The 24,606-nt window shown below is 71.2% G+C and carries 23 protein-coding genes and 1 riboswitch; of the genes, 18 read left to right on the top strand and 5 right to left on the bottom strand.

All coding sequences use genetic code 11. The features are described 5' to 3' along the window. The first annotated feature begins 100 nt into the window (after positions 1–100). From ACFWJO_RS24675 to ACFWJO_RS24700, 6 genes are all read left to right on the top strand, one after another. A complete protein-coding gene (locus ACFWJO_RS24675; protein WP_386868363.1) occupies positions 101–1,318 on the top strand; it encodes an Ig-like domain-containing protein in 1,218 nt (405 codons plus the stop codon). Positions 1,319–1,502: 184 nt separating this feature from the next. Continuing rightward, the gene (locus ACFWJO_RS24680) at positions 1,503–2,747 is read left to right on the top strand and encodes an Ig-like domain-containing protein (RefSeq protein WP_386868365.1); all 1,245 of its coding nucleotides are present in this window, start codon (positions 1,503–1,505) and stop codon (positions 2,745–2,747) included. 86 nt (positions 2,748–2,833) lie between these two features. Then, entirely contained in the window at positions 2,834–3,601 is a 768-nt protein-coding gene (locus ACFWJO_RS24685) for an enoyl-CoA hydratase/isomerase family protein (protein WP_386868367.1), read from the top strand. 130 nt (positions 3,602–3,731) lie between these two features. Further along, positions 3,732–4,247 carry an ATP-binding protein gene (locus ACFWJO_RS24690; RefSeq protein WP_386868369.1) on the top strand — a complete coding sequence of 172 codons (516 nt, stop codon included), beginning with the start codon at positions 3,732–3,734 and terminating at the stop codon, positions 4,245–4,247. A gap of 426 nt (positions 4,248–4,673) precedes the next feature. Then, entirely contained in the window at positions 4,674–5,435 is a 762-nt protein-coding gene (locus ACFWJO_RS24695) for a polysaccharide deacetylase family protein (RefSeq protein ID WP_386868371.1), read from the top strand. Then, positions 5,435–6,646 carry a hypothetical protein gene (locus ACFWJO_RS24700; RefSeq protein ID WP_386868373.1) on the top strand — a complete coding sequence of 404 codons (1,212 nt, stop codon included), beginning with the start codon at positions 5,435–5,437 and terminating at the stop codon, positions 6,644–6,646. The genes ACFWJO_RS24695 and ACFWJO_RS24700 overlap by 1 nt, the downstream gene beginning before the upstream one ends. A gap of 212 nt (positions 6,647–6,858) precedes the next feature. Here ACFWJO_RS24700 and ACFWJO_RS24705 read toward each other — a convergent pair whose 3' ends face one another. Continuing rightward, on the bottom strand, positions 6,859–7,497 hold the full coding sequence (locus tag ACFWJO_RS24705) for a GNAT family N-acetyltransferase (protein ID WP_386868375.1): 639 nt from the start codon (positions 7,495–7,497) through the stop codon (positions 6,859–6,861). Positions 7,498–7,570: 73 nt separating this feature from the next. Between ACFWJO_RS24705 and ACFWJO_RS24710 the strand changes: the two genes are divergently transcribed. The 4 genes from ACFWJO_RS24710 to ACFWJO_RS24725 all read left to right on the top strand — a co-directional run bounded on the left by ACFWJO_RS24710 (position 7,571) and on the right by ACFWJO_RS24725 (position 10,958). Beyond that, complete coding sequence (locus ACFWJO_RS24710) at positions 7,571–7,786, top strand: EF-hand domain-containing protein (protein WP_384413615.1); 216 nt, start codon at positions 7,571–7,573, stop codon at positions 7,784–7,786. Between the two features lie 99 nt (positions 7,787–7,885). Next, on the top strand, positions 7,886–8,797 hold the full coding sequence (locus ACFWJO_RS24715; RefSeq protein WP_386868377.1) for a copper resistance D family protein: 912 nt from the start codon (positions 7,886–7,888) through the stop codon (positions 8,795–8,797). Positions 8,798–8,913: 116 nt separating this feature from the next. After that, on the top strand, positions 8,914–10,320 hold the full coding sequence (locus ACFWJO_RS24720; protein WP_386868379.1) for a hypothetical protein: 1,407 nt from the start codon (positions 8,914–8,916) through the stop codon (positions 10,318–10,320). Continuing rightward, a complete protein-coding gene (locus ACFWJO_RS24725; RefSeq protein WP_386868381.1) occupies positions 10,317–10,958 on the top strand; it encodes a hypothetical protein in 642 nt (213 codons plus the stop codon). The genes ACFWJO_RS24720 and ACFWJO_RS24725 overlap by 4 nt, the downstream gene beginning before the upstream one ends. Before the next feature lie 36 nt (positions 10,959–10,994). Here the strand turns inward: ACFWJO_RS24725 and ACFWJO_RS24730 are convergent, their stop codons facing one another. The 4 genes from ACFWJO_RS24730 to gcvT all read right to left on the bottom strand — a co-directional run bounded on the left by ACFWJO_RS24730 (position 10,995) and on the right by gcvT (position 15,473). Further along, positions 10,995–12,380, bottom strand: coding sequence for an L-serine ammonia-lyase (locus ACFWJO_RS24730; protein WP_386868383.1), 1,386 nt, complete (start codon positions 12,378–12,380; stop codon positions 10,995–10,997). Between the two features lie 180 nt (positions 12,381–12,560). Continuing rightward, positions 12,561–13,817, bottom strand: coding sequence for a serine hydroxymethyltransferase (gene glyA / locus ACFWJO_RS24735; protein ID WP_386868385.1), 1,257 nt, complete (start codon positions 13,815–13,817; stop codon positions 12,561–12,563). A gap of 24 nt (positions 13,818–13,841) precedes the next feature. Beyond that, entirely contained in the window at positions 13,842–14,225 is a 384-nt protein-coding gene (gene gcvH, locus ACFWJO_RS24740) for a glycine cleavage system protein GcvH (RefSeq protein ID WP_386868387.1), read from the bottom strand. A gap of 123 nt (positions 14,226–14,348) precedes the next feature. Then, entirely contained in the window at positions 14,349–15,473 is a 1,125-nt protein-coding gene (gene gcvT, locus ACFWJO_RS24745; RefSeq protein ID WP_386868389.1) for a glycine cleavage system aminomethyltransferase GcvT, read from the bottom strand. A gap of 171 nt (positions 15,474–15,644) precedes the next feature. Next, positions 15,645–15,756, bottom strand: a riboswitch (glycine riboswitch). A 152-nt stretch (positions 15,757–15,908) separates the two neighbouring features. On the opposite strand from gcvT, the gene ACFWJO_RS24750 reads away from it, so the two are divergent. From ACFWJO_RS24750 to ACFWJO_RS24785, 8 genes are all read left to right on the top strand, one after another. Continuing rightward, a complete protein-coding gene (locus ACFWJO_RS24750; RefSeq protein WP_386868391.1) occupies positions 15,909–16,601 on the top strand; it encodes an AAA family ATPase in 693 nt (230 codons plus the stop codon). 141 nt (positions 16,602–16,742) lie between these two features. Further along, positions 16,743–17,480, top strand: coding sequence for an enhanced serine sensitivity protein SseB (locus ACFWJO_RS24755; protein WP_386868393.1), 738 nt, complete (start codon positions 16,743–16,745; stop codon positions 17,478–17,480). Between the two features lie 113 nt (positions 17,481–17,593). Next, positions 17,594–18,385 carry an enhanced serine sensitivity protein SseB C-terminal domain-containing protein gene (locus tag ACFWJO_RS24760; protein ID WP_386868395.1) on the top strand — a complete coding sequence of 264 codons (792 nt, stop codon included), beginning with the start codon at positions 17,594–17,596 and terminating at the stop codon, positions 18,383–18,385. 226 nt (positions 18,386–18,611) lie between these two features. Then, positions 18,612–20,282: an ABC transporter substrate-binding protein gene (locus ACFWJO_RS24765; protein ID WP_386868397.1), complete on the top strand. Its 1,671-nt coding sequence runs from the start codon at positions 18,612–18,614 to the stop codon at positions 20,280–20,282. 93 nt (positions 20,283–20,375) lie between these two features. Then, positions 20,376–21,371, top strand: coding sequence for an ABC transporter permease (locus tag ACFWJO_RS24770; RefSeq protein ID WP_386868399.1), 996 nt, complete (start codon positions 20,376–20,378; stop codon positions 21,369–21,371). Further along, on the top strand, positions 21,371–22,333 hold the full coding sequence (locus ACFWJO_RS24775; RefSeq protein WP_386868401.1) for an ABC transporter permease: 963 nt from the start codon (positions 21,371–21,373) through the stop codon (positions 22,331–22,333). The genes ACFWJO_RS24770 and ACFWJO_RS24775 overlap by 1 nt, the downstream gene beginning before the upstream one ends. 2 nt (positions 22,334–22,335) lie before the next feature. Beyond that, entirely contained in the window at positions 22,336–23,328 is a 993-nt protein-coding gene (locus ACFWJO_RS24780) for an ABC transporter ATP-binding protein (RefSeq protein WP_386868403.1), read from the top strand. Further along, positions 23,325–24,590, top strand: coding sequence for an ABC transporter ATP-binding protein (locus ACFWJO_RS24785; protein WP_386868405.1), 1,266 nt, complete (start codon positions 23,325–23,327; stop codon positions 24,588–24,590). The genes ACFWJO_RS24780 and ACFWJO_RS24785 overlap by 4 nt, the downstream gene beginning before the upstream one ends. Positions 24,591–24,606 lie beyond the last annotated feature (16 nt).

Genomic DNA, 24,606 nt, shown 5'->3' on the forward strand with positions numbered 1-24,606 from the left:
CCCGCACGTGGTCCTCCCACCTGTTCTGCCCGCGCGGCCGTGCTCCCAACATGCCCCGCACGCACGTTTCCCCTGGAGGGGGGCCGTCGTTGGGCCGGGCGTGAGACATGTACTGAAGCGGGCCGGGTACGCGCTCGCGGTCGCGGGCCTCCTCGTGGGCCTCGCCGGCTGCACCGGAGCGGACGGCGGCGGGGGCGTCGACCTCACCCTGCCGGGCAAGGCGCGGGCACCCGGCGACGTGATCCGGGTCAGCCCGGAGGACGGCGCCCGAGGGGTGCCGGCCGACGGGCCCCTGGAGGTGAGGGTCGACAGCGGGCGCCTGGAACGGGTGACGGTCGTCCAGGTGGAGGACGCGCAGCGGACGGAGGTGGCGGGTGAGATCTCCGCGGACGGACTGCGCTGGCGGCCCCGCCCGGACACCCGGCTCACGCTCGCCGCCAAGTACAGCGTGGACGCGGTGGCACTGGACGGGCACGGCCGCCGCTCGGCCCGGCACACCACCTTCACCACCGTGGTCCCCGAGCACCGGTTCATCGGCTACTTCAAGCCGGAGAACCGGTCCACGGTCGGCACCGGGATGATCGTCTCCTTCTCCTTCAACCGGGAGATCGAGAACCGCGCGGAGGTCGAGCGGGCCGTCCGCATCACCTCCGACCCGCCGGTGCAGGTCGCCGGCCACTGGTTCGGCAGGGACCGCCTCGACTTCCGGCCGAAGGAGTACTGGGCCCCGGGCACCAGGGTGACCGTCGAACTGGCGCTGCGCGACGTGGAGGGCGCGCCCGGCGTCTACGGCATCCAGCGCAAGACGGTCGGCTTCACCGTCGGCCGCTCGCAGGTCTCCCTGGTCGACGCCGAGAAGCACACCATGGAGATCCGCCGGGACGGCGAGCTGCTCACCACCCTGCCCATCACGGCCGGGGCGCCGAAGACCACCACGTACAACGGCAAGATGGTGGTCACGGAGCTGTTCGACGTGACGCGGATGGACGGGCGGACGGTCGGCTTCGGCGGCGAGTACGACATCAAGGACGTGCCGCACGCGATGCGCCTCACCGACTCGGGGACCTTCCTGCACGGCAACTACTGGGCGTCGGCCTCGACGTTCGGCTCGGCCAACGTGAGCCACGGCTGCGTCGGCCTGCGGGACGTGAAGGGCGGCGGCTCGGACACCCCGGCCGGCTGGTTCTTCGACCGGACGCTCGTCGGTGACGTGGTCGAGGTGGTCAATTCGCGCGACAAGCAGGTGGCTCCGGACAACGGCCTGGGCGGCTGGAACATGGACTGGAGCCGCTGGAAGGCCGGCTCGGCGCTGCGCTGAGACACCCTCGCGGGCCGGGCCGCCCCGCGCCCGGCCCGCCGTATCACGCCAACTGGGACTGAACGGTGACATTCGCGAGGAACTTTCGTGTCCTGCGATGTGATTAATTAACGCCGTGCGCGCGGGAGGATGCGCACGGGGGTGGGGCCCAGGCAGTGCCGGGTCGTGCGAGGGGAGAACCATAGTGAACGGCCAGCCGATATCCGGAACGACCGCCGGACGACGGCGTCGTGGCACCCGCCTGGGGGCCCTGGCGACGGGAGCGCTGCTCCTCGTCCTGACGGCGTGCGGCGGCGGCGACGCCGGCGGCGCCAAGGGCGGCCAGGACGGCGCGGGCGCCGGCGGCGGCAAGCAGGAGAACGCGGCCTCCCAGGCCGTCGTGACGATCGCTCCGAAGGACGGCGCCGACGCGGTCGCCACCAGCGGCGCGCTGAAGGTGACGGCCCAGCAGGGCAAGCTGACCACGGTGACGGTCGCCGACAGCGAGGGTCACAAGGTCGAGGGCAAGCTCGCGGCCGACGGCAGCAGCTGGGAGCCGGTCGGGCACCTGTCCGCGAGCACCCAGTACAAGGTGCACGCGGTCGCCCAGGACGCCGAGGGCCGCGAGTCGGCGAAGGACACCACCTTCTCGACGCTCACGCCGAAGAACACCTTCATCGGCCACTACACGCCGGAGAACGGCCAGACCGTCGGCGTCGGCATGCCGGTCTCGATCAACTTCACCCGTGGCATCACCGACCCGGAGGCCGTCGAGCGCGCCATCAAGGTCACGGCCGAGCCGGCGGTGGAGATCGAGGGCCACTGGTTCGGCAACGACCGTCTCGACTTCCGGCCGGAGGAGTACTGGGCCGCGGGCACCAAGGTGACCGTGCAGCTCAACCTGGACGGCGTCGAGGGCCGCCCGGGCGTCTACGGCACGCAGAAGAAGACCTTCTCCTTCACCATCGGGCGCCGTCAGGTCTCCACGGTGGACGCGAGCGCCAAGACGATGAAGATCGAGCGCGACGGCAAGATCATCAAGACCCTGCCGATCACCGCGGGCGCGCCGTCCACGACGACGTACAACGGCCAGATGGTCATCAGCGAGAAGTTCAAGGTGACCCGGATGAACGGCGCCACGGTGGGCTTCGGCGGCGAGTACGACATCAAGGACGTGCCGCACGCGATGCGCCTGTCCACCTCGGGCACCTTCGTCCACGGCAACTACTGGGCGTCCGCCTCGACGTTCGGCTCGGCCAACGTCAGCCACGGCTGCGTCGGTCTGCGGGACGCGCGCGGCGCCGGCGACAGCACGACGCCGGCAGCCTGGTTCTACGACCGCTCGCTGATCGGTGACGTCGTCATCGTGAAGAACTCGAAGGACAAGCAGATCCAGCCGGACAACGGCCTCAACGGCTGGAACATGTCCTGGTCGGAGTGGAAGGCGTAAGCGGCCTCCCACCCCTGTGACGGGACCCGGTGCTGTGAGCAACGGCACCGGGTCCGTTGTCGTTAACGACGGCTAACCTTCGGACCATGACTGTGAACCTCGAAGTCGCCGAAGGCGTCGGCACGATCCGCCTCGACCGCCCCCCGATGAACGCCCTCGACATCGCCACCCAGGACCGGCTGCGCGAGCTGGCCCAGGAGGCGACCGACCGCGACGACGTACGGGCGGTGATCCTGTACGGCGGCGAGAAGGTGTTCGCGGCCGGCGCGGACATCAAGGAGATGCAGGTCATGGACCACGCGGCCATGGTCAGGCGGTCCCGCGCGCTCCAGGACTCCTTCACCGCGATCGCCCGCATCCCGAAGCCGGTCGTCGCGGCCGTCACCGGCTACGCCCTGGGCGGCGGCTGCGAGCTGGCGCTGTGCGCCGACTACCGGATCGCCGCGGACAACGCCAAGCTGGGCCAGCCGGAGATCCTGCTCGGCCTCATCCCGGGCGCCGGCGGCACCCAGCGGCTCTCCCGTCTCATCGGCCCCTCCAGGGCCAAGGACCTCATCTTCACCGGCCGCATGGTGAAGGCCGACGAGGCGCTCCAGCTGGGCCTGGTGGACCGCGTGGTCCCCGCCGCCGAGGTCTACGAGCAGGCGCACGCCTGGGCCGCCAAGCTCGCCCAGGGTCCGGCGATCGCGCTGCGCGCCGCGAAGGAGGCCGTCGACCAGGGTCTTGAGGCGGACATCGACACCGGCCTCGCCATCGAGCGCACCTGGTTCGCGGGCCTGTTCGCCACCGAGGACCGCGAGCGCGGCATGCGCAGCTTCGTCGAAGAGGGCCCGGGCAAGGCCAAGTTCGTCTGAGTGGCCGGATCCGAACGACCGTGACCGCGTTCCGACTGACTTTGGCATATGCCAGAGTCAGTCCCGCGGAATTGTCCGATCCGAGGGGGCGAATCCCCCGGAACGGCCCCGCGCGGGGCCGCGCCCGGCCATGATGGGGGGCATGGCGGGCCTGGAGGGTATGGATCAACCGCGGCAGCGTGGCGGTGCGACCGCCGCACGGTGGATACCGGCCGCCGAGGACGAACAGGCCGCGGAGGCACTGCGGTTGTACGGGAACCCGGCCGAGGAGGACGCCCGGCTGCCGTCCCGTCCCGAGTCCGCCGCGGTCGCCCGCCGGCTCACCCAGTGGGTGGTCCTGCGCCATTGGGCGCTCACCCCGCAGATCGCCGAGCACGCGGTGCTGCTCGTCTCGGAGTTGGTCGGCAACGCCGTCCGGCACACCGGCGCCCGGGTCTTCGCGCTGCGGATGCTGCGGCGCCGCGGCTGGATCCGCGTCGAGGTCCGGGACCCCTCGCGCGGCCTGCCCTGTCTGATGCCGGTGCACGAGCTCGACACGAGCGGGCGCGGCCTCTTCCTCGTCGACAAGCTCTCCGACCGCTGGGGCGTCGACCTCGCGCCGCGCGGCAAGACCACCTGGTTCGAGATGAGGGTGAGCGACCGCTGAGCGACCGCCGGCCGCACGCCGGCCGGGCCGGCGGGTGGTCGTCGGGCGCGGACGCACGAAAGCCCCCGTCCGCCGGGATGGGGCGCGTGGGGGCTTTCGTGTGGTGCGCCGCGGAATGGGGGGGTGTATCCGCGGCAGCTACGACGACCTGGCCCGGGTCAATGGGGGTCGTGTCATCGACTATGGCAGACAGGTGGCCTCGGTGCCAAAAGTCCCTACCGGGGCAGATCCGGACAAAGCCGGACGGTTTACCGATGAATCGTTGGTGACCTACAGCACCCACCTTGTAAAGCATGAATAAATATGGGGTTCATCGCGTGTTTCCTCGCCCTGTCCGCATGGTGGACGGCTGATCGCGACCCGCAAACGTCCTGAATCGGCCCAATCGTTATCTTTCGGGCGTATCGGCCGTTAAATGGTCCCGTGATGCCGACCGACCGCCGCGGTGCCCTCCGGGCGGGCGCGGCCAGCGCCCTCGCGGGAGCCCTCGCCACGGCCTGCGGCACGGAGCCCCGCCCCGAGCCCCGGCGACAGCAGCCCGCGCCCGCCGCACCCGTCGCCGCGCCCGCGCCCCGCCGCTGGCCCGGCCGGCCCGCCGAGATCGCCAACGGCCCCCGCGACCGGCCCCGGGTCGCCCTCACCTTCCACGGCCAGGGCGACCCCGCCACCGCCCGCGCGATCCTCGCTCACGCCGAGCGGGCCGGCGCCCACGTCACCGTCCTCGCCGTCGGCGAGTGGCTCGACCGCCACCCCGACATGGCCCGCCGCATCCTCGACGGCGGCCACGACCTCGGCAACCACACCCAGCGCCACCTCGACATCACCGCCATGACCGAGGCCGAGGCGCACGCCGAGATCGAGGGCTGCGCCCACCGGCTGCGCCGTCTCACCGGCTCCATCGGCACCTGGTTCCGGCCCTCCCGCACCCAGCACGCCACCGAGACCGTCCGGCGGGCCGCCCGCCGCGCCGGATACCCGCACGTGCTCTCGTACGACGTCGACTCCCTCGACTTCACCTCGCCGGGACCCGAGACCGTCGTCGCCAACGTGACCGGACCGATCCGCGACGGCTCGGTCGTGAGCCTCCACTTCGGCTACCCCGACACCGTCGCCGCGCTGCCCCTCCTCCTCGCCGACCTCGACCGCCGCGGCCTCTCCGCGGTCACCACCACGGAGCTGCTCACGTGATGCCGACCCCCGCCACCCGCACGAACCCCCGCCGTACGAAGACCCTGGCCGCCGCCGCGCTGCTCCTCGCCCTCGGCCTCGCCGCCTGCGGCAGCCCCCGCCCGGCCGCCACCGACACCGCCGGCGGCGTCAAGAAGGCCGCCGCCGTGCCCGCCGTACCGAAACCGGCCGCGGCGCCCGCCGGGCTGCCCGGCATGCCGCCCCTGCTCGAGCCCGACGACGTCTACGCCGCCGACCGCCCCAACCAGCTCTCCCCGGTGGTACGGGGCTTCCCGTCCCGGGTCTACGTCCCCAACACCAACTCCAACACCGTCTCCGTCATCGACCCCGCCACCTACAAGGTCGTCGAGACCATCCCGGTCGGCGTCCAGCCGCAGCACGTCGTCCCCTCCTGGGACCTGAAGACCCTCTGGGTCAACAACAACCGTGGCCACACCCTCACCCCGATCGACCCGGCCACCGGCGTCGCCGGCAAGCCCGTCGAGGTCCACGACCCGTACAACCTGTACTTCACCCCGAACGGGAAGTACGCCGTCGTCATGGCCTCGCTCGACCGCGAGCTGGTCTTCCGCGACCCGCACACCATGGACCGGAAGAAGACCGTCCCCGTCTCCTGCTACGGCGTCAACCACGCCGACTTCTCCGCCGACGGGCGCTACTTCGTCGTCTCCTGCGAGTTCTCCGGCGAGCTGCTCAAGGTCGACACCGAGAAGATGGAGGTCGTCGGCCAGCAGAAACTGCCCTTCCAGGGCGCCATGCCGCAGGACGTGAAGATCTCACCGGACGGCAAGACCTTCTACATCGCCGACATGATGGCCCACGGCATGTGGGTCCTCGACGGCGAGAAGTTCACCACCCCGCGGCTGCTGCCCACCGGCAAGGGCTGCCACGGCCTCTACGTCTCCCGCGACTCCAGGGAGATGTACGTGTCGAACCGCGGCGAGGGCACGATCTCCGTCTTCGACTTCACCAGGAACGAGCTCACCAAGAAGTGGCCGCTCCCCGACGGCGGATCCCCCGACATGGGCGGCGTCTCCGCCGACGGCAAGGTGCTGTGGCTCTCCGGACGCTACGACTCCGAGGTCTACGCGATCGACACCACGAGCGGGAAGCAGCTGGCCCGCATCCCGGTCGGCAGCGGCCCGCACGGCCTCGCGGTCTACCCGCAGCCGGGCCGCTACTCACTCGGCCACACGGGCATCTTCCGCTAGGCCGTCTCTTCCGGATCTTGGCCGGGTCCGCGACGCCTGGCACGGCACCTCGCCGCGTTGCCGAAACGCCCCGATAGCTCCGCTATCGCGACGCTCCGGTGCGCCTTGCGATGCTTCCCCTCGGCCCTGGCGGGCCTGGGGAGACCCCATGCACCAGACGCCGCGGCCTATCCGGCCCTGATCCGAAAGAAACGACCTAGACCGCGTCTGCCTCAGCCCGCGACGAGCAGCACCTCCGCGCCCACCGGGCGGTATCCCGCCGCCTGGAAGGTGCGGACGCTGCGGGCGTTGCCCGGGGTGTTCTGGGCCCACACCACGGTGTCCGGAGTCAGGTGGCGGGCCGCTGTCGCGAGCGCCCGCCCCAGACCCCGGTGCCGTACGTCCTCGTCCACCTCGACCGCGACCTCCATGCGGCCCGCCACGCCCCGGCCCATGATCAGCACGCCGCCGTCCGCCGCCCACACCCGGACGTCGTCGCGGTACTTCAGGGCGCGCGCCACCCGCGGATGCTCCTGGTCCTCGATCTCCCGGAGCTCGACCGCCGGCTCGCCCGGCAGCGCGTCCGCGACCGTCATCAGGTCGACCGTGTGCACGTGCCGGCCCGTGCGGGCCATCAGCGCCGCGTGGAACCGCGGGGTCATGCTCGCCACCAGAGGATCCGTCGACGCCGTCGCCAGCTCCGCCCGGATCCACTCCGGGTCCTCGTCCAGGAACACCACCGAGTGCGCCGTGAACGACAGCACTCCCGCGTCCCGGGCGTTCGGCTGGGGCACGATCGTCGTCGAGCCGTCCGGCGGCGGGAACTCCCCGCGCGCCGCGGCCGCCAGTATCTCCGCCACGTCGCTCTTCATGCCCCCATCATCCGGCACCGGGGCGCCCGCTAATCTGGCCCCCGACATCAAGCACCATGAAGGGGCGGAAACAGTGGCGGACATCGAGTCGGCACGTACGGCATTCAACAAGTTCGACGTGGACGGGGACGGCTTCATCACGGCCGCCGAGTACAAGCACGTCATGGCCGAGATGGGCGACTTCAACGTGACCGAGACGGTCGCCGAGGCGCTCATCAAGCAGCGCGACGACAACGGCGACGGCGTCCTCTCCTGGGACGAGTTCTGGGCCCACCTCAGCAAGGCCTGACCCCGGAACCCACCGTCCGGGGCGCGGACGGGCGGCGCCGTACGACCAAGCGTACGTACGTGAGTTGCCGCCCGTCCGGCCCCCGGTGACGATCATGAGGTGACGCTCCCAGGCCCCTTCGGCACCCCGACCCGCCGCCTGACGGCAGCCGTAATCGCCGCAGTCGCCGTCCTCACCGTCGCCCTCCTCGGGGCCTCACTCGCCCAGACCGGCACCGGCGAACTGCAGATCCCCGCCGCCGGCACCACCACCCTGCTGCGCCTCCTCGTCGTCGCCGCGCTCGCCGTCCAGATCGGCGAGATCGTCGGCGTCCGGATCGCCGGAGAGGGCCCGCTGCCCCGCCGCTGGTCCGTCCCGGCCGCCGCCGTCGGCTGCGCCGCCTCCGCGGGCCTCCTCGTGCTCCTCGCCGTGATCAGCGGACTGAAGCTCAGCACCGTGTACGGGCTGCGCGAAGGCCGCCTCTTCCTCGTCACCGCCAACGCCCTCGCGCTCGCCGCCGTCTGCGCGGCCACCAGACGCCCCGCCCTCGCCCTCGGGCCGCTCGCCGCCGCCGTCGTCGCCGAGGCGCTGCGCGCCCACCCGGAGGCGTACACCCCGGCGATCGGCGTCACCCTCACGGTCGTCCACCTGACGGCCGCGTCGCTCTGGTTCGGCACCCTCCTGTACGTGCTGCGCACCATGCGGCTGCGCGGCGGCGCCCGGGACGTCCTGATGCGCTACGCGAAGATGGCCGCCTGGGTCTTCGCCGCCCTCGCCGTCACCGGCACCTGCTCCACCCTGCGCCGCCTCCCGCTCGACGGCGTGTTCACCACCGCGTACGGCAGGGTCCTCCTGGTCAAACTCGCCCTCTTCGGCCTGACCGCCCTCCTCGCCCTCACCGCCCGCCGCCGCATGCTCCGCGGCGAGGACGCCCAGCCGCCGGCCCGGATCGAGCTGTCCGTACTGGCGGCGGTCATGGTCGTCTCGGCGCTCCTCACGGTGGTACCGGACCCGCACTGGCTGCTGCCGTGAGCGGAGGGCTCCCGACGAGCGAAGATCCGCAGGCCGGAGGAGAATAGGAGACGACCCCCCACCTCCTCACCCTCATGTTCACTGCCCTGCGACTGGCGCGTCGAATGCTGACGGCGGTGCTTCTGAGCGCGGCGATCAGCGTGGGGCCGGTCGCTTTCACGCCACCGGCGGCGGCCGAACCGCTGAACGCGGGCGTCTACCTGACCCCGGATTCGGGTCCGGCCGGGACGGACGTGACGGTGGGCGGCCAGGGCTTCGAGGCCTGCGGCGAGGTGACGATCACCTTCGACGGCGGGCATGCCGAGCCGGGCACGGTGAACGTGCCCGAGATCTCCGGCTCCATCACGGTGCCGGACGGCACCCCGGCCGGGCAGCACTCGATCGAGGCGACGTGCGACGAGGACCCCGACACCGGTGACTACTACTACGGCTCGGCGTCCTTCACCGTGACCGGCGAGGGCACGCCGCCGTCGTCCGAGACCCCGGCGCTCCAGCTCGACCGGTCCGAAGGGCCGCCGGGAACGACCATCGGCGTCGAGGGCTCGGGCTTCGGCATGTGCTACGCGGATGACGTCGAGCTCTACGTGGACGAGACGCGGGCGCTGGACTACCACATCGATGTGGGTGCCGAGACGGGCACCTTCAGCGAGCAGATCACGCTCGCGGACGACATCGAGCCGGGCGATCACCGGATCCGGGCCGTCTGCGTCGGCTACCCGGGTGTCTCGGCGGAGGCCCCCTTCGTCGTCACGGGCACGACGACGGAGGCGAACCCCGTCCTCACCGTCGCCCCCGAGCAGGACGTCGCCGGCGCGACGGCAACGGCGACCGGTACCGGGTTCACCTGCACGGAGGCCCAGCTGCTGTGGGACGGCTCCGAGCAGCTGGCCACCGCGACCGTCGACGGCTCGGGCGACCTCGGTGCGGACATCACGGTGCCGGACGACGCGGCGGAAGGCGCGCACACGATCCGGGCGGTCTGCGTGGACCACCCGGAGCAGTACGCCGAAGCCCCGTTCACCGTCACGCCCACGGGTGGCGGAACCGACAACGGCGGAACGGACAACGGCGGAACGGACAACGGCGGGACGGACACCGGTGGCACCGACAACGGCGGAACGGACAACGGCGGGACCGACAACGGTGGCACGGACAACGGCGGTACCGACAATGGCGGCACCGACAACGGTGGGACCGACAACGGTGGGACCGATACTGGTGGTGGGTCCGGTGGGTCGGAGGGCGGGTCCAGTACCCCCGTCGGTGTGGTCGTCGGCGGCACCTCCGGTGCCGCGCTCGCCCTCGCCGCCGCCGCGCTCGTCTACTTCGGGCGGCTGCACCGCGGCCCGCGCTGGGTGCACAAGCACATACGCGCCACCCTGCGGCCCGCCACCGGCGCCACGGCGCTGACCGAGACCCGGCAGCCGGGCGATCCCCCGACCCGCACCACCCGGCTCGACCCGCACGCGGACCCCGGGCGCCAGCGCCTGGAGGGCGACGGCTCCGCGGAGGAGGAGCGATGACAGCGACCGTGATCCCGCCCGTGGCGGCCCCTACGTCCGTCCGCTCGTTCCTGCTCGACGCCGGCGAGGGCCTCGAAGGCCCGCTGCGCGCCCACGGCACGGCCGGCCCGCTGCTCGCTCCCGTACGCGGCAGGACGCCCGCCGCCGACCGGGCCGTGGAGCACGAGCTGGCGACGGTCGTCGACGACTTCCTCGGCCTCGACGTGCTCGACCTGGTGGCCGGCGGCTGGCGCGGCCACGCGGGCCTGCGGTCCGCCGCCCGGCGCACCCGGGACCTGCCCGGCAGCGAGGAGGTCGTCGCCCTGGCCCGCCACAAGATCACCTCCACGCACCGGCCGTACGTCGACCTCTACGTGGACGGCGCGAAGCTCGGCACCCTCGAGGTGGAGCTGAACCTGGTCCTCTGGATCTCCGGCCTGGTCTGCGTGGTCCGCGACGCCTGTCTGACCGCGGTCAGGGCGGGAGACTGCGCGGTCGACGTGAGCCTCGCGGTCCAGAGCACCCCGATCGCCGAACGCCGGGGCAGCCGCCTGGACCTCCCCGGCGCCTTCGCCCTGCGCCGCCCGGTGCCGCTGCTGCGGGACGAACCCCCGGGGCCCCAGGAGGCCCCGACGATCCCGGGCGTCGGGACGATGTGATCAGCCCGCGGTGCGATCAGCCCGCGGCGGGGCGCGTCAGCACTCGATGATGTTCACCGCGAGGCCGCCCCGCGCCGTCTCCTTGTACTTCACGCTCATGTCCGCGCCCGTCTCCTTCATGGTCTTGATGACCTTGTCGAGCGAGACCAGGTGGCTGCCGTCGCCGCGCATCGACATCTTCGCCGCCGTGACGGCCTTGACCGCCGCCATGCCGTTGCGCTCGATGCACGGGATCTGGACCAGGCCGCCGACCGGGTCGCAGGTGAGGCCCAGGTTGTGTTCCATGCCGATCTCGGCGGCGTTTTCGACCTGCTCGGGGGAGCCGCCCAGGACCTCGGCGAGGGCGCCGGCCGCCATGGAGCAGGCGGAGCCGACCTCGCCCTGGCAGCCGACCTCGGCGCCGGAGATGGAGGCGTTCTCCTTGAAGAGCATGCCGATCGCGCCGGCGGCGAGGAGGAAGCGGACCACGCCGTCCTCCTTCTCCTCTTCGGAGGCCCCGCCGGCCGCGAAGTTCATGTAGTAGTGCAGGACCGCCGGGATGATGCCCGCCGCACCGTTCGTCGGGGCGGTGACCACGCGGCCGCCCGCCGCGTTCTCCTCGTTCACGGCCATCGCGTACAGAGTGATCCACTCCATCGCGTGCGCGGCCGGGTCGCCCTCGGAGCGCAGCTTGCGGGCCGAGGTCGCGGCGCGGCGGCGGACCTTCAGGCCGCCCGGCAGGATGCCCTCGCGGGACATGCCGCGCGAGACGCAGGCCTGCATCACGCGCCAGATCTCCAGGAGGCCCTCGCGGATCTCCGTCTCCGTGCGCCAGGCCTTCTCGTTCTCCAGCATCAGGGAGGAGATGGACAGGCCCGTCTCCTTGGTGAGGCGGAGGAGCTCGTCGCCCGTGCGGAAGGGGTACTTCAGGACCGTGTCGTCCGGGATGATGGGGCTCTCGCCCGCGACCGCGTCCTCGTCGACGACGAAGCCGCCGCCGACCGAGTAGTAGGTCTTCTCCAGGACCAGCGCGCCCTCGGCGTCGTACGCGAAGACCGTCATGCCGTTGGCGTGGTACGGCAGTGCCTTGCGGCGGTGCAGGATCAGGTCGTCGTCGAACGAGAACGGGATCTCGTGGGCGCCGAGCAGGTTGATCCGGCCGCTCTCCTTGATCCGCTCGAACTCGTCGTCGGCGGTCTCCACGTCCACCGTGCGCGGCGAGTGGCCCTCCAGGCCGAGCAGGACCGCCTTCGGGGTGCCGTGGCCGTGGCCGGTGGCGCCGAGCGAGCCGTACAGCTCCGCCCGTATCGCCGCCGTGTGGGCGAGCAGCCCCTCGTTCTTCAGCCGGCGGGCGAACATCCGGGCCGCGCGCATCGGGCCCACCGTGTGGGAGCTCGACGGACCGATGCCGATCGAGAACAGGTCGAAGACCGAGATGGCCACGGGGACTCCTTGTGGGGCTAGACGCCGTTGTCTGCCGGGGTGGTGCAGAACAAGCAGGAAGAGCGGTACGGGGGCGTTGAGGGGGCGCAAAGCGGTGGGGCACCACACTCACCGTCCAGTGTGCGTGGTGCCCCGGAGCTTTCGTACGTACGAACCCTGGAACTAAAGGGTACGAAATTACTACAGGCCGGGGTACAGCGGGTGCTTCTCGGCCAGAGCGGTCACGCGGGCCTTCAGGGCCTGCGCGTCGAAGCCGGGCTTCAGCGTCTCGGCGATGATGTCGGCGACCTCGCGGAAGTCCTCGGCCTGGAAGCCGCGGGTGGCGAGGGCCGGCGTGCCGATGCGCAGGCCGGAGGTGACCATCGGCGGGCGCGGGTCGTTCGGAACGGCGTTCCGGTTGACCGTGATGCCCACCTCGTGGAGGCGGTCCTCGGCCTGCTGGCCGTCCAGCTCGCTGTCGCGCAGGTCGACGAGGAGCAGGTGGACGTCCGTGCCGCCGGACAGGACGGAGACGCCGTGCTGCGTGACGTCGTCCTGGACCAGGCGCTCGGCGATGATCCGGGCACCGTCCAGCGTGCGCTGCTGGCGCTCCTTGAACTCCTCCGAGGCGGCGACCTTGAAGGAGACGGCCTTGGCCGCGATCACGTGCTCCAGCGGGCCGCCCTGGAAGCCGGGGAAGACCGAGGAGTTCAGCTTCTTCGCGAACTCCTTCTTCGCCAGGATGATGCCGCCGCGCGGGCCGCCGAGCGTCTTGTGCGTGGTGGAGGTCACCACGTCCGCGTACTCGACCGGGTTCGGGTGCAGACCGGCGGCGACCAGGCCGGCGAAGTGGGCCATGTCGACCCACAGGTACGCCTCGACCTCGTCGGCGATCCGGCGGAACTCGGCGAAGTCCAGCTGACGCGGGTACGCCGACCAGCCGGCGATGATCACCTTCGGGCGGTGCTCCTTGGCGAGGCGCTCGACCTCGGCCATGTCCACCAGACCGGCCTCGTCCACGTGGTACGCGACCACGTTGAACTGCTTGCCGGAGAAGTTCAGGCGCATGCCGTGGGTGAGGTGGCCGCCGTGCGCCAGGTCGAGGCCGAGGATCGTGTCGCCGGGCTGGGCGATCGCGAACAGCGCGGCCTGGTTGGCGGAGGCGCCGGAGTGGGGCTGCACGTTGGCGTACTCGGCGCCGAACAGGTCCTTGATCCGGTCGATCGCGATCTGCTCGGCCACGTCGACGTGCTCGCAGCCGCCGTAGTAGCGGCGGCCCGGGTAGCCCTCGGCGTACTTGTTGGTGAGGACCGAGCCCTGGGCCTCCATGACCGCGACCGGAGCGAAGTTCTCCGAGGCGATCATCTCGAGGGTGGACTGCTGGCGGCGGAGCTCGGCGTCGACGGCGGCGGCGACGTCGGGGTCCAGCTCGTGGAGAGGGGTGTTCAGAAGCGACATGAATCGATCCCTAGGGGGTCTCGGTTAGCCGGCGGTGAAGGCGGTGTACTCGTCGGCGCTGAGCAGGGCGTCGGCCTGGCTCTCGTCGGAGAGGCGCACCTTGAACAGCCAGCCGCCCGCGAACGGGGCGGTGTTCACCAGCGCCGGGTCGTCCACGACGTCCTGGTTGGCCTCGACGACCTCGCCGGACACAGGGGCGTACAGCTCGCTGACGGACTTGGTCGACTCCAGCTCGCCACAGGACTCGCCCTCGGTCACGGTGTCACCGACCGCGGGGAGCTGGACGTACACGATGTCGCCGAGCGCGTTCGCCGCGTGCTCGGTGATGCCGACCGTGGCGACGCCGTCCTCGACGGCCGACAGCCACTCGTGCTCCTTGCTGTAGCGCAGCTGCTGGGGGTTGCTCATGACCTGATTCTCCTGGATCGGGGGAGTACTGATGAACGTGGGTCTTACGGGGTGAGACACGGACTGAGACGGATGCGTCACGTCCGGCTCATGTCCGGTGCCTGAGGAGCCTCGGCCCCATGGTCACTTCTGGCGCTTGTAGAACGGCAGCGCCACGACCGTGTACGGCTCGTGCGCGCCGCGGATGTCGACGCCGACGCCCTCCGTGCCGGGCTCGGCGAAGGCCGCGTCCACGTACGCCATGGCGATCGGCTTGCCGAGGGTCGGGGACGGGGCGCCGGAGGTGATCTCGCCGACGACCTCGCCGTTCGCGACCACGGACATGCCGGCGCGGGGCACCCGGCGGCCCTCGGCGACCAGGCCGACCAGCTTGCGCGGCGGGGCGGTCTCGGCGCGCTCGGCGGCCTTCTCCAGGGCCTCGCGGCCGACGAAGCGGCCCTCGTTCGTGGTCTTCTCGAACTTCACGACCCGGCCGAGCCCGGCGTCGAAGGGGGTGAGCGCGGTGGTCAGCTCGTGGCCGTACAGCGGCATGCCCGCCTCCAGGCGGAGCGTGTCGCGGCAGGACAGGCCGCAGGGGATCAGGCCGACGCCCTGGCCCGCCTCGGTGAGCGCCTGCCACACGCCCTCGGCGTGCTCCGGCTTCAGGAACAGCTCGAAGCCGTCCTCACCCGTGTAGCCGGTGCGGGCGATCAGGGCGGGGACGCCGGCGACGGTGCCCGGGAGGCCCGCGTAGTACTTCAGACCGTCCAGGTCGGCGTCGGTGAGCTGCTTGAGGATGCTGGGGGACTCGGGGCCCTGGACGGCGATCAGCGCGTACGCGTCGCGGTCGTCGCGGACCTCGGCGTCGAAGCCCTCGGAGCGGGCCACGAGCGCGTCGAGGACGACCTGGGCGTTGGAGGCGTTGGCGACGACCATGTACTCGGTCTCGCCGAGGCGGTAGACGATCAGGTCGTCGAGGATGCCGCCGTCCTCCTGGCAGATCATCGTGTAGCGGGCGCGGCCGTTGCCCACGGTGGAGATGTTGCCGACCAGGGCGTAGTCCAGGAGGTCAACGGCCTGCGGGCCGGTGACGGTGATCTCGCCCATGTGGGAGAGGTCGAAGAGGCCCGCCTTGGTGCGGACGGCGTTGTGCTCGTCGCGCTCGCTGCCGTACCGCAGCGGCATGTCCCAGCCCGCGAAGTCGGTCATGGTCGCGCCCAGCGAACGGTGCAGCGCGTCGAGGGCGGTCAGACGGGGGGCAGTGCTCATCGGGTGGCTCCCGGGTCCCAGGGCGTGCAGGGCACGACAGACAAGACGGTGAGGACGATCCTCCCCATCTGTCATGGAACCTGAGAGGTTCACCGAGAGCATCTCGTCACCGAGAGTTCGGCTTGCACCTTGGGTGGGGACGCGACAGCGCGACCCGCTTTTCAGATCTGCCTCATCCACGCGGTACGGGGCCTGAGAGATTCAAGGGAGGTACTTGCTCCTTCGGCGCCCGGGCGACGCGGCGCGACTGCGCCGGCGACCGGAACTCTCCCGCGCGGATTCGAGCGGCCGGTATGCGGTTGTGCGCGCTCGGGCGAGCGCGTGGCGCGCTCATCATTGCACGGCGGATCCGCGCGGCAAATCGCTTGTGCCGCATTACCGTCTCTTTACACTTCGTGGGCAAGGGTCTCCGCAGACCCGACAGGGGGAGAAGCGATGACGATCCAGCGCACCGGTGTCGCGGCCGCGGCCACGAACACCGGGATACCGCCCCAGCGGGCGGTCGCCCGGGCCCGCACGCGCGAGCGCGCCCGCACCCGGCGCCGCGCGCGGCTGCTGCGCGACCTGCGCGAGCGCGAGGGCCGCAGCCCCCGCGTGCTCACGTACGCGGCGGGCGACGTCGTGGTCGTCTCCGGGCTGCCCGGCGCCGGGAAGTCCACGCTGATGAGCCGGGCCGCCGAGGGCCGGGCCGTCGACTCCCAGCACACCCGGGAGCGCTGGGAGCAGCGGCTGCCCCGCTTCCTGCCGTACGCCGTCTACCGTCCGTTCGCCCGGATCGCCCACTACGCGGGCCTGCGCCGAGCCCTGCGCACCGGCGCCGGGGTGATCGTCCACGACTGCGGCACCCAGTCCTGGGTGCGCGGCTGGCTCGCCCGCGAGGCCCGCCGGCGCGGCGTCGCACTGCACCTCATCCTGCTCGACGTCGACCCCGACACCGCCCGGGCCGGCCAGCGGGAGCGCGGCCGCGGCGTCTCCTCGTACGCCTTCGCCCGGCACCGCCGTGCGGTGGGCCGACTGGTGCGGACCGCCGAGGCGGGCGCGCTGCCACCCGGCTGCGCCTCGGTCACCCTGCTCGACCGCGCTGCCGCCGACACCCTGCGGAAGATCGGATTCCGCGACGTGGCGTGAACCACTCCGGCCCCTTCGGGCGTCCTTTCCGGTCACAGGGCCGCCGGAGCGCCATTAAGGTGCATACGGCCTGTCCGGCGGATCCGCGCCGGGCGCCGGGAAAGGGCCGCGAAAGGGCCGGGAAAGGGGACGACGAGGACCGTGGACGTGACGTGGCCGGGCAATGAGCTCGAGGAAGTACTGGCCGCCTCCCTCGGCAACCCCTCCGCCGGAGGCCGTCTCGTCGAGGTCCTCGGCCGCAGCCCGATCTGGGTGCCGCTGCCCAACGGCGGCGGACCCGACAGCACCGACCTCGACCTGCCCACCATGGAGATCGAGGGCGGCGCCTACGTGCCCGTCTTCAGCTCCGAGCAGCAGTTCCTCGCCTGCGTCGGCGCCCACATGTCGTACACCGTCGCCCCGGCCCGCGACTTCGCCCGCGGTCTGCCGCCGCAGCTCGGCATCGCCGTGAACCCCGGCGGCACCGTCGGCGTCCCGCTCCCGCCGCCCGCCGTGGCCGAGCTCTGCCGGGCCGGCCGCACCGCCCTCGACGGGCCGGCGACCGGCGGCCGGGTCCGCCTCTTCGAGCCCGACTGGCAGGACGACCCGGTCGACTTCCTCGCCGCCGCCTCCGCCGAGTTCGAGGCCACCGGCGTCGTCCACTCCGCCCGGCGTGCCCTCGCCAGCGTCGAGGGCACCGAACCCGCCCTCTTCGTCGGCGTCCAGCTCACCGGCCCCGAGGCCGACCGGAACGCGCCGCTCGACGCCCTCGGCCGGGCCCTCGGCCGCGTCGAGGTCGCCTGGCCGGTCAACCTGATCCTGCTCGACGTGGCCCAGGACCCGGTCGGCGACTGGATGCTGGACAAGGTGCGCCCCTTCTTCCAGCGCGCCGCCGTGTGACGGACCCCCCGTCTAAGCTGAACTTCCAGTCGGGCCTCCAGCAGTACCCACGCTGAACCCCGAGCCGAACCGATCCACGAGCCGAGCCGTACGAAAGAGGGGCGGGACCCACGGTGAGCGCGTCAGGCACCGCCGCGACCGGACAGGTCGAGCACATGCTGCGCCAGGTGGCACCCGGGCGTCACGACGCCTACGAGCAGCTGCTGCACGCCCTCGCCGGCTCCGAGGTGTGGATGCTGCTCTGGCAGGGCACTCCCGGCTCGCCCGACGCCCAGTACGGCAACATGGAGGTCGACGGCTACGGCTACGCGCCGTGCGTCACCTCCGCCCAGGAGCTCGCCGCCTCCGGCTGGAACCGGGCCCACGAGCTCGTCACCGGCATCGAGATCGCCCGCGCCCTCTTCCCCGACCGCTGGGGCATCTGGCTGAATCCGCACGCGCCCGGCGGCGGTGTCGGCATCCCGTGGGCCGACCTGCGCCGCATCGCCACCGGCCTGGACCGGATGCCCGCGGGACCGCTGCGGCTGTCCGAACCCGCCGTCGAGATCCCGCAGTTCTACGCGCTGCTCACGCAGAACGCCCACCGCACCCCGGCCGTCCGCTCGCTGCGCCGCGCCTGGGTGCAGCCCGCGCTCGGCTCCCCGTACCTCGCCATCGGCCTCGACCTGTACGACTCCTCGCCGGCCTCCGTCGAGGCCGTCCGGGCGATGATGCACCAGACGGTCGCCGCCGTCCCCGACGGGCTGCCCGTCTCCACGGTGGCCATGTCCGACACGTACGACCCGGTCGCGATGTGGCTGTACGCCCACGCCCGTCCGTTCTACGACCGGGACGCCCACGCCGCCGCACCGGGCGCCGCGTCTCACCAGTCGGGATACGGCTACCCGCCCGCGCACCACCGCTGAGCCGCCGCGGAAACGCCGCGGAAACCTCCCCGAAATCCCTTGCCGAGCTGAGCTTTTGGCTCCGCTTTCGGACGGCGACGCTGCGATGTCCCGCATCCGCCCGATTTGCCAACTGTCCGGGTCTCAGCTTGATATCACCGCTATGCGGACTGTTCTCTGCCGCGTCACTCGCCAGTAGCGTTCGGCCGGTCAGACCGACCACACATGGCGACCCAGGGGTGGACCCATGCGAATATTCACGTCCCGGTCAGCCCGGGCTTTGACGGCGGCCCTCGCGGTCGGCCTCATCGCCACCGGCTGCGCGAGCGAGCGGGGCAAGGACGGGGGCAAGGACGGAGCGAAGGACACCTTCGTCTTCGGTGCCCCCGGTGACCCGGCCTCCCTCGACCCGTCGCTCGCCGCCGACGGCGAGACCTTCCGCGTCACCCGGCAGGCCTTCGAGGCGCTGCTCGAGCACGAGTCCGGCGGCAGCAAGCTGGTCGGCGGTCTCGCCGAGAAGTGGTCCAGCAACCCTGAGGGCACGGTCTGGACGTTCAACCTGCGCAAGGGCGTGAAGTTCCACGACGGCGAGGCGTTCAACGCCGCCGCGGTCTGCGCGAACTACGACCACTGGTTCAACTGGAAGGGCACCTACCAGTCCTCCGCGATCTCCACCTACTGGCAGGACATCATGGGTGGCTTCGCGAAGAACGAGGACAAGGAAGCCCCCGCGCCGAACTACAAGTCCTGCACCGCGAAGGACGAGAACACGGCGGTCATCGAGGTCCTCAAGCCCTCCGCCAACCTGCCCGGCGGCTTCTCGCTCCAGGCGCTCGCGATCCACTCGCCGAAGGCGATCAAGGAGTACGAGAAGCAGGAGGCGAGCGCCAAGGGCGACGCCATCACGTACCCCAAGTACAGCCAGGAGGCCGGCACGGTCGCCGGCACCGGCCCGTACAAGATCACGAAGTGGAACAAGGGCAACAAGGAAGTCAGCCTGACCCGCTTCGACGACTACTGGGGCGACAAGGCCAAGGTGAAGAACCTGGTCTTCAGGACGATCGACACCGAGGAAACTCGTAGGCAGGCGCTGCAGGCGGGGGACATCGACGGTTACGACCTCGTTGCCCCGGCCGACATCAAGACGCTCGAGAGCGCCGGCTTCAAGGTGCCGACCCGTGACGTCTTCAACCTGCTCTACCTCGGCATGACGCAGACGAAGAACCCGGCGCTGCAGAAGCCTGAGGTCCGCCAGGCCATCGCGCACGCCGTCGACCGCGAGAACATCGTCAAGACCCAGCTGCCCGCGGGCGGCAAGGTCGCGACCCAGTTCATGCCCGACACGGTCGCCGGCTGGTCCGAGAACGTGAAGAAGTACCCCTTCGACACGGCCAAGGCCAAGCAGCTCCTCGCCTCCGCCGGCGCGAGCGACCTCTCGATCGAGATGTGCTACCCGACCGAGGTCACCCGCCCGTACATGCCTGCCCCGCAGGACATCTTCGAGCTGATCAAGGCCGACCTGGAGAAGGCCGGCATCAAGGTCACCCCGAAGCCGCTGAAGTGGAACCCGGACTACCTGGACGCGGTCGAGGCCGGCTCCTGCGCCCTGCACATGCTGGGCTGGACCGGTGACTTCAACGACGGCTACAACTTCATCGGCACCTGGTTCGCCGAGCCCGACAAGCAGTGGGGCTTCAAGGACGACAAGGTCTTCAACGCGGTGAAGGCGGGCTCGCTCCAGGGCGACCCGACCAAGCGGACCGACCTCTACAAGGCCGCCAACGAGGCGATCATGGACTACCTGCCGGGTCTCCCGCTGACGTCCTCGCCGCCGGCCATCGCGTTCGGCAAGAACGTCAACCCGCCGAAGGTCTCCCCGCTCACGCAGGAGAACTTCGCCGAGGTCTCCTTCAAGTAACACCCCGTAAGCGGTCCGCCCGGTCACGCGTTCCTCCGTGACCGGGCGTCCGCGCATCCGACTCCCGAACAACGCAAGAAAGGGGCACGCGGGGTGTTGCGACTCGTCGTACGACGACTTCTCCAGCTCATACCCACCCTGCTCGGCCTGTCGGTTCTGCTGTTCCTCTGGCTGAACCGACTGCCCGGCGGACCCGCCTCAGCGATCCTGGGCGAGCGGGCGACCGAAGCCGACGTCGCGCGGATCAACCGCGCACTGGGACTGGACCAGCCGGTCTACGTCCAGTACGGGCGCTTCCTGAAGCGGCTCGTCAACCTCGACCTGGGCACCTCGGTGCAGACCGGACAACCGGTCTGGGACGAATTCGTGCTGCGGTTCCCCGCCACGGTGGAACTCAGCATCACCGCCATGATCATGGCTACCGCCGTCGGTATCCCGCTCGGCTATGTCGCCGCCCGCAGGCGCGGCGGCTGGCTCGACGTGGCCTCGGTGTCGGGCTCGCTCGTCGGCATCTGCATCCCGGTCTTCTTCCTGGCCCAGTTGCTCAGGGGCGCCTTCGGCGGCGTCTTCGGCACCTTCGGCCGCCAGTCCACGGGCCTTGACGCGACCAGCGTGACCGGCTTCGCCGTTCTCGACGGGATTCTCACCGGCGAGTTCGACGCCGCCTGGGACGCGCTCATGCACCTGGTGCTGCCAGGCATCGCGCTGGCCACCATCCCGCTCGCGGTCATCGTCCGCATGACCCGCGCCAGCGTCCTGGAGGTGCTCGGGGAGGACTACATTCGCACCGCCGAATCCAAGGGTCTGGAGCGCCGGGTCGTCCGCGGCCGGCACATCTTGCGCAACGCGCTGCTGCCGGTCGTCACCGCCGTCGGTTTGCTCACCGGCAGCCTCCTCTCAGGCGCGGTGCTCACCGAGTCCGTCTTCTCCTTCGGTGGAATCGGCTCCTTCATCCGTACCGCCATCGACGCCCGCGACTACCCGGTGCTCGTCGGCTTCATCATGTTCATCGCGATGGTGTACGTGCTGATCAACATGGTCGTGGACCTTGCGTACAGCGTCATCGATCCGAGGGTGCGGGTGCACTGATGAGCCTGGTATCCACCAATACGTCGAAGATCGACCGGCTCGCCGAACTCACGGCGAAGACCGAGACGGCGAGCGGCGCCAGCCTGTGGCGCGAGGCGATGCGGCGGCTGCGCGCCAGCAAGATGGCCATCATCGGCGCCGTGATCATCGGCGCGTTCGTCCTGCTCGCGGTCATCGGACCGTGGATCGCCCCGCACAGCCCGACCGACCAGACTTGGCGTGGTGAGGTCTTTGCCAACCGGGGTGCGTTTGTCGGCGCGCGTGCCGAGAATTGGTTCGGACTGGACCATCTGGGCCGCGACACGTTCTCCCGGATGCTTGTGGGCGCCCGCCAGACTCTCTTGGTCGGCGTGGTCTCCATGCTCATCGGCCTTCTGATTGGCGCCGTGATCGGCCTCATCTCGGGCGCCGCGGCGACACTCGGCGGCCGGGCTGGACAGCGGATCGACGATGCCGTCATGCGTGTCACCGACATCCTTTTGGCGCTGCCCTCGCTGCTCCTCGCGGTCTCCGTAGCTGCCGTGATGGGCCAGTCGCTCACCACGGTAATGATCGCCGTCGGCGTCGTGCAGATCCCGGTCTTCGCCCGTCTGCTGCGCGGATCGATGCTCGCCCAGGGGGGCAGCGACTACGTGCTCGCCGCTCGCTCGCTCGGCATCCGCAAGCGGCGGATCGTCTTCACGCAGATCATGCCCAACTCGCTGAGCCCGGTGATCGTCCAGGCGACGCTCAGCCTCGCCACCGCCATCATCGAGGCCGCCGCCCTCTCCTACCTCGGACTCGGCAACCCCGATCCGTCGGTCCCCGAGTGGGGGGTCATGCTCTCGCAGGCGGAACGGTTCTTTGAGCACGCACCCATGATGTCCGTGTATCCGGCGGTCGGCATCATCGTCACGGCCCTCGGCTTCACCCTGCTCGGCGAGGCCATGCGCGAAGCGCTCGACCCGAAGCTGCGAGGTTAGTCATGCCACTGCTCACCGTGGACGAACTCACCGTCACCTTCGGCGGCCGCGGCCGCAAGGACGCCCGGGCGGTCAACGGCGTCTCCTTCAGCGTCGACCAGGGCCAGGTCGTCGGCCTCGTCGGCGAGTCGGGCTGCGGCAAGTCCGTGACCTCGCTCGCCCTCATGGGCCTCCTCCCGGCCAAGGGCGTCACGCTCGGCGGGCGCGCCGACTTCGACGGCACGGACCTGCTCACGCTCAGCCCCGGCAAGATGCGCGACATGCGCGGCCGCGACCTGGCGATGATCTTCCAGGACCCGCTTTCCTCGCTGAACCCGGTCGTCCCCATCGGCGTCCAGGTCACCGAGATCCTCCAGCGCCACCGGGGCCTGAAGGGCGAGGCCGCCCGCAAGGAGGCCGCCCACCTGCTCGACCGGGTCGGCATCCCCGACCCGAACCGGCGGCTCAAGGAGTTCCCGCACCAGCTGTCCGGCGGCATGCGGCAGCGCGCGCTCATCGCCATGGCGGTGGCCTGCGCCCCCCGCCTGCTCATTGCCGACGAGCCGACGACCGCGCTCGACGTCACCATCCAGGCCCAGATCCTCGAACTCCTCAAGGAACTGGTCGACCAGGAGGGCACCGCGCTGCTGATGATCACCCACGACCTGGGTGTCGTCGCCGGCCTGTGCGACCAGGTGAACGTGCTCTACGCCGGCAAGGTCGTCGAATCCGCCGCCCGCCGCGAGCTGTTCGCCCACCCGACCCACCCGTACACCCACGGGCTGCTCGGCTCCATCCCCCGGCTCGACGCCCCGCGCGGCGAGCCGCTGCACCCCATCCGCGGGTCCATCAACGACCAGATCGCCTGGGCCGAGGGCTGCGCCTTCGCGCCGCGCTGCGACCGGTACGAGATGGACTGCCTCACCGGCACGCCCGCACTGACCGAACCGCGTGAGGCCGGACACCGCGCCCGCTGCGTCAACCCGGTCCTGGCCACCACGGAGGTACCGGCATGAGCCTGCTGGAACTCGACGGAGTGAAGGTCCACTTCCCCGTCAGGAAGGGCGTCTTCTTCGACCGCACGGTGGGACACGTCTACGCCGTCGACGGCGTCTCGCTGTCGGTCGAGGCGGGCCAGACCTACGGCCTGGTCGGCGAGTCGGGCTGCGGCAAGACGACCCTCGGGCGCGCGGTGCTGCGCCTGGTCGACGTCACCGACGGCTCGGTTGTGCTCGACGGCACCGACGTGGCCAAGCTCTCCGAGAAGGAACTGCGCTCCTTCCGCCGCCGGCTCCAGATGGTCTTCCAGGACCCGCTGGGCAGCCTCAACCCGCGGCAGAACATCGAGTCGATCCTCAGCGAGGGCATGGCCGCGCACGGGATCGGCGCGAACCAGGACGAGCGCCGGGAGAAGATCAAGGAGATCCTGGCGAAGGTGGGCCTGCCCTCCAACGCCCTCTCCCGCTACCCGCACGAGTTCTCCGGCGGCCAGCGCCAGCGCATCGGCATCGCGCGGGCCCTGGTCCTCGAACCGGACGTCATCATCTGCGACGAGCCGGTGTCGGCGCTCGACGTCTCCATCCAGGCCCAGGTCATCAACCTCCTGGAGGAGCTCCAGGAGTCGATGGGCCTGACCTACCTGGTCATCGCGCACGACCTGGCCGTGGTGCGGCACATCTCGGACGTCATCGGCGTGATGTACCTCGGCTCGCTGGTCGAGGAGGCGCCGAGCGACGCGCTGTACGCGGAGCCCATGCACCCGTACACCAGGGCCCTGATGTCCGCGGTCCCGGTCCCGGACCCCGAGGTCGAGGAGCGCCGCGAGCGCATCCTCCTCCACGGCGACCTCCCGTCCCCGGCCAACCCGCCGGCCGGCTGCCGCTTCCACACCCGCTGCCCCTGGGCCCAGGCCACGCGCTGCGCGACCGAGCGCCCGGAGCTGACGGACCTCGGCGACGGCCACAAGGTGGCCTGCCACTTCGCCCGCGAGATCGCCGAGGGCACGATCACGCGCGCGGGCGAGGAGCCCTCCGCGCCCGCCGACGCCCCGGCGGAGATCCCGCCGCAGGCGACGGGGGAGCGGGCGGAGGCCGAGACGGCGGATGCCGCGCCGGACGCGGACGCGGCGGAGGACGCCGAGCCGGCCGACGCGAAGGCGAAGGCGGAAGCCGAGGTGGCGGACGCCGAGCCGGCGGATGCCGCGCCGGACGCGGACGCGGATGCGGCGCAGGACGCCGAGCCGGCCGACGCGAAGGCGGACGACGCGCCCAAGGCGTGACCCGTGGGTGAGGCCC

The sequence above is a fragment of the Streptomyces sp. NPDC127092 genome, assembly GCF_042722475.1.
Classification (GTDB): domain Bacteria; phylum Actinomycetota; class Actinomycetes; order Streptomycetales; family Streptomycetaceae; genus Streptomyces.

Bases quoted from the DNA above. Each gene is read 5' to 3' on its own strand.
- ACFWJO_RS24685 (WP_386868367.1), top strand. From the start codon at position 2,834: ATGACTGTGAACCTCGAAGTCGCCGAAGGCGTCGGCACGATCCGCCTC.
- ACFWJO_RS24750 (WP_386868391.1), top strand. From the start codon at position 15,909: ATGACGATCCAGCGCACCGGTGTCGCGGCCGCGGCCACGAACACCGGG.
- ACFWJO_RS24775 (WP_386868401.1), top strand. From the start codon at position 21,371: ATGAGCCTGGTATCCACCAATACGTCGAAGATCGACCGGCTCGCCGAA.
- ACFWJO_RS24785 (WP_386868405.1), top strand. From the start codon at position 23,325: ATGAGCCTGCTGGAACTCGACGGAGTGAAGGTCCACTTCCCCGTCAGG.
- gcvH (WP_386868387.1), bottom strand. From the start codon at position 14,225: ATGAGCAACCCCCAGCAGCTGCGCTACAGCAAGGAGCACGAGTGGCTG.
- ACFWJO_RS24725 (WP_386868381.1), top strand. From the start codon at position 10,317: ATGACAGCGACCGTGATCCCGCCCGTGGCGGCCCCTACGTCCGTCCGC.
- ACFWJO_RS24700 (WP_386868373.1), top strand. From the start codon at position 5,435: ATGCCGACCCCCGCCACCCGCACGAACCCCCGCCGTACGAAGACCCTG.
- ACFWJO_RS24705 (WP_386868375.1), bottom strand. From the start codon at position 7,497: ATGAAGAGCGACGTGGCGGAGATACTGGCGGCCGCGGCGCGCGGGGAG.
- ACFWJO_RS24780 (WP_386868403.1), top strand. From the start codon at position 22,336: ATGCCACTGCTCACCGTGGACGAACTCACCGTCACCTTCGGCGGCCGC.
- glyA (WP_386868385.1), bottom strand. From the start codon at position 13,817: ATGTCGCTTCTGAACACCCCTCTCCACGAGCTGGACCCCGACGTCGCC.
- ACFWJO_RS24765 (WP_386868397.1), top strand. From the start codon at position 18,612: ATGCGAATATTCACGTCCCGGTCAGCCCGGGCTTTGACGGCGGCCCTC.
- gcvT (WP_386868389.1), bottom strand. From the start codon at position 15,473: ATGAGCACTGCCCCCCGTCTGACCGCCCTCGACGCGCTGCACCGTTCG.
- ACFWJO_RS24695 (WP_386868371.1), top strand. From the start codon at position 4,674: ATGCCGACCGACCGCCGCGGTGCCCTCCGGGCGGGCGCGGCCAGCGCC.
- ACFWJO_RS24690 (WP_386868369.1), top strand. From the start codon at position 3,732: ATGATGGGGGGCATGGCGGGCCTGGAGGGTATGGATCAACCGCGGCAG.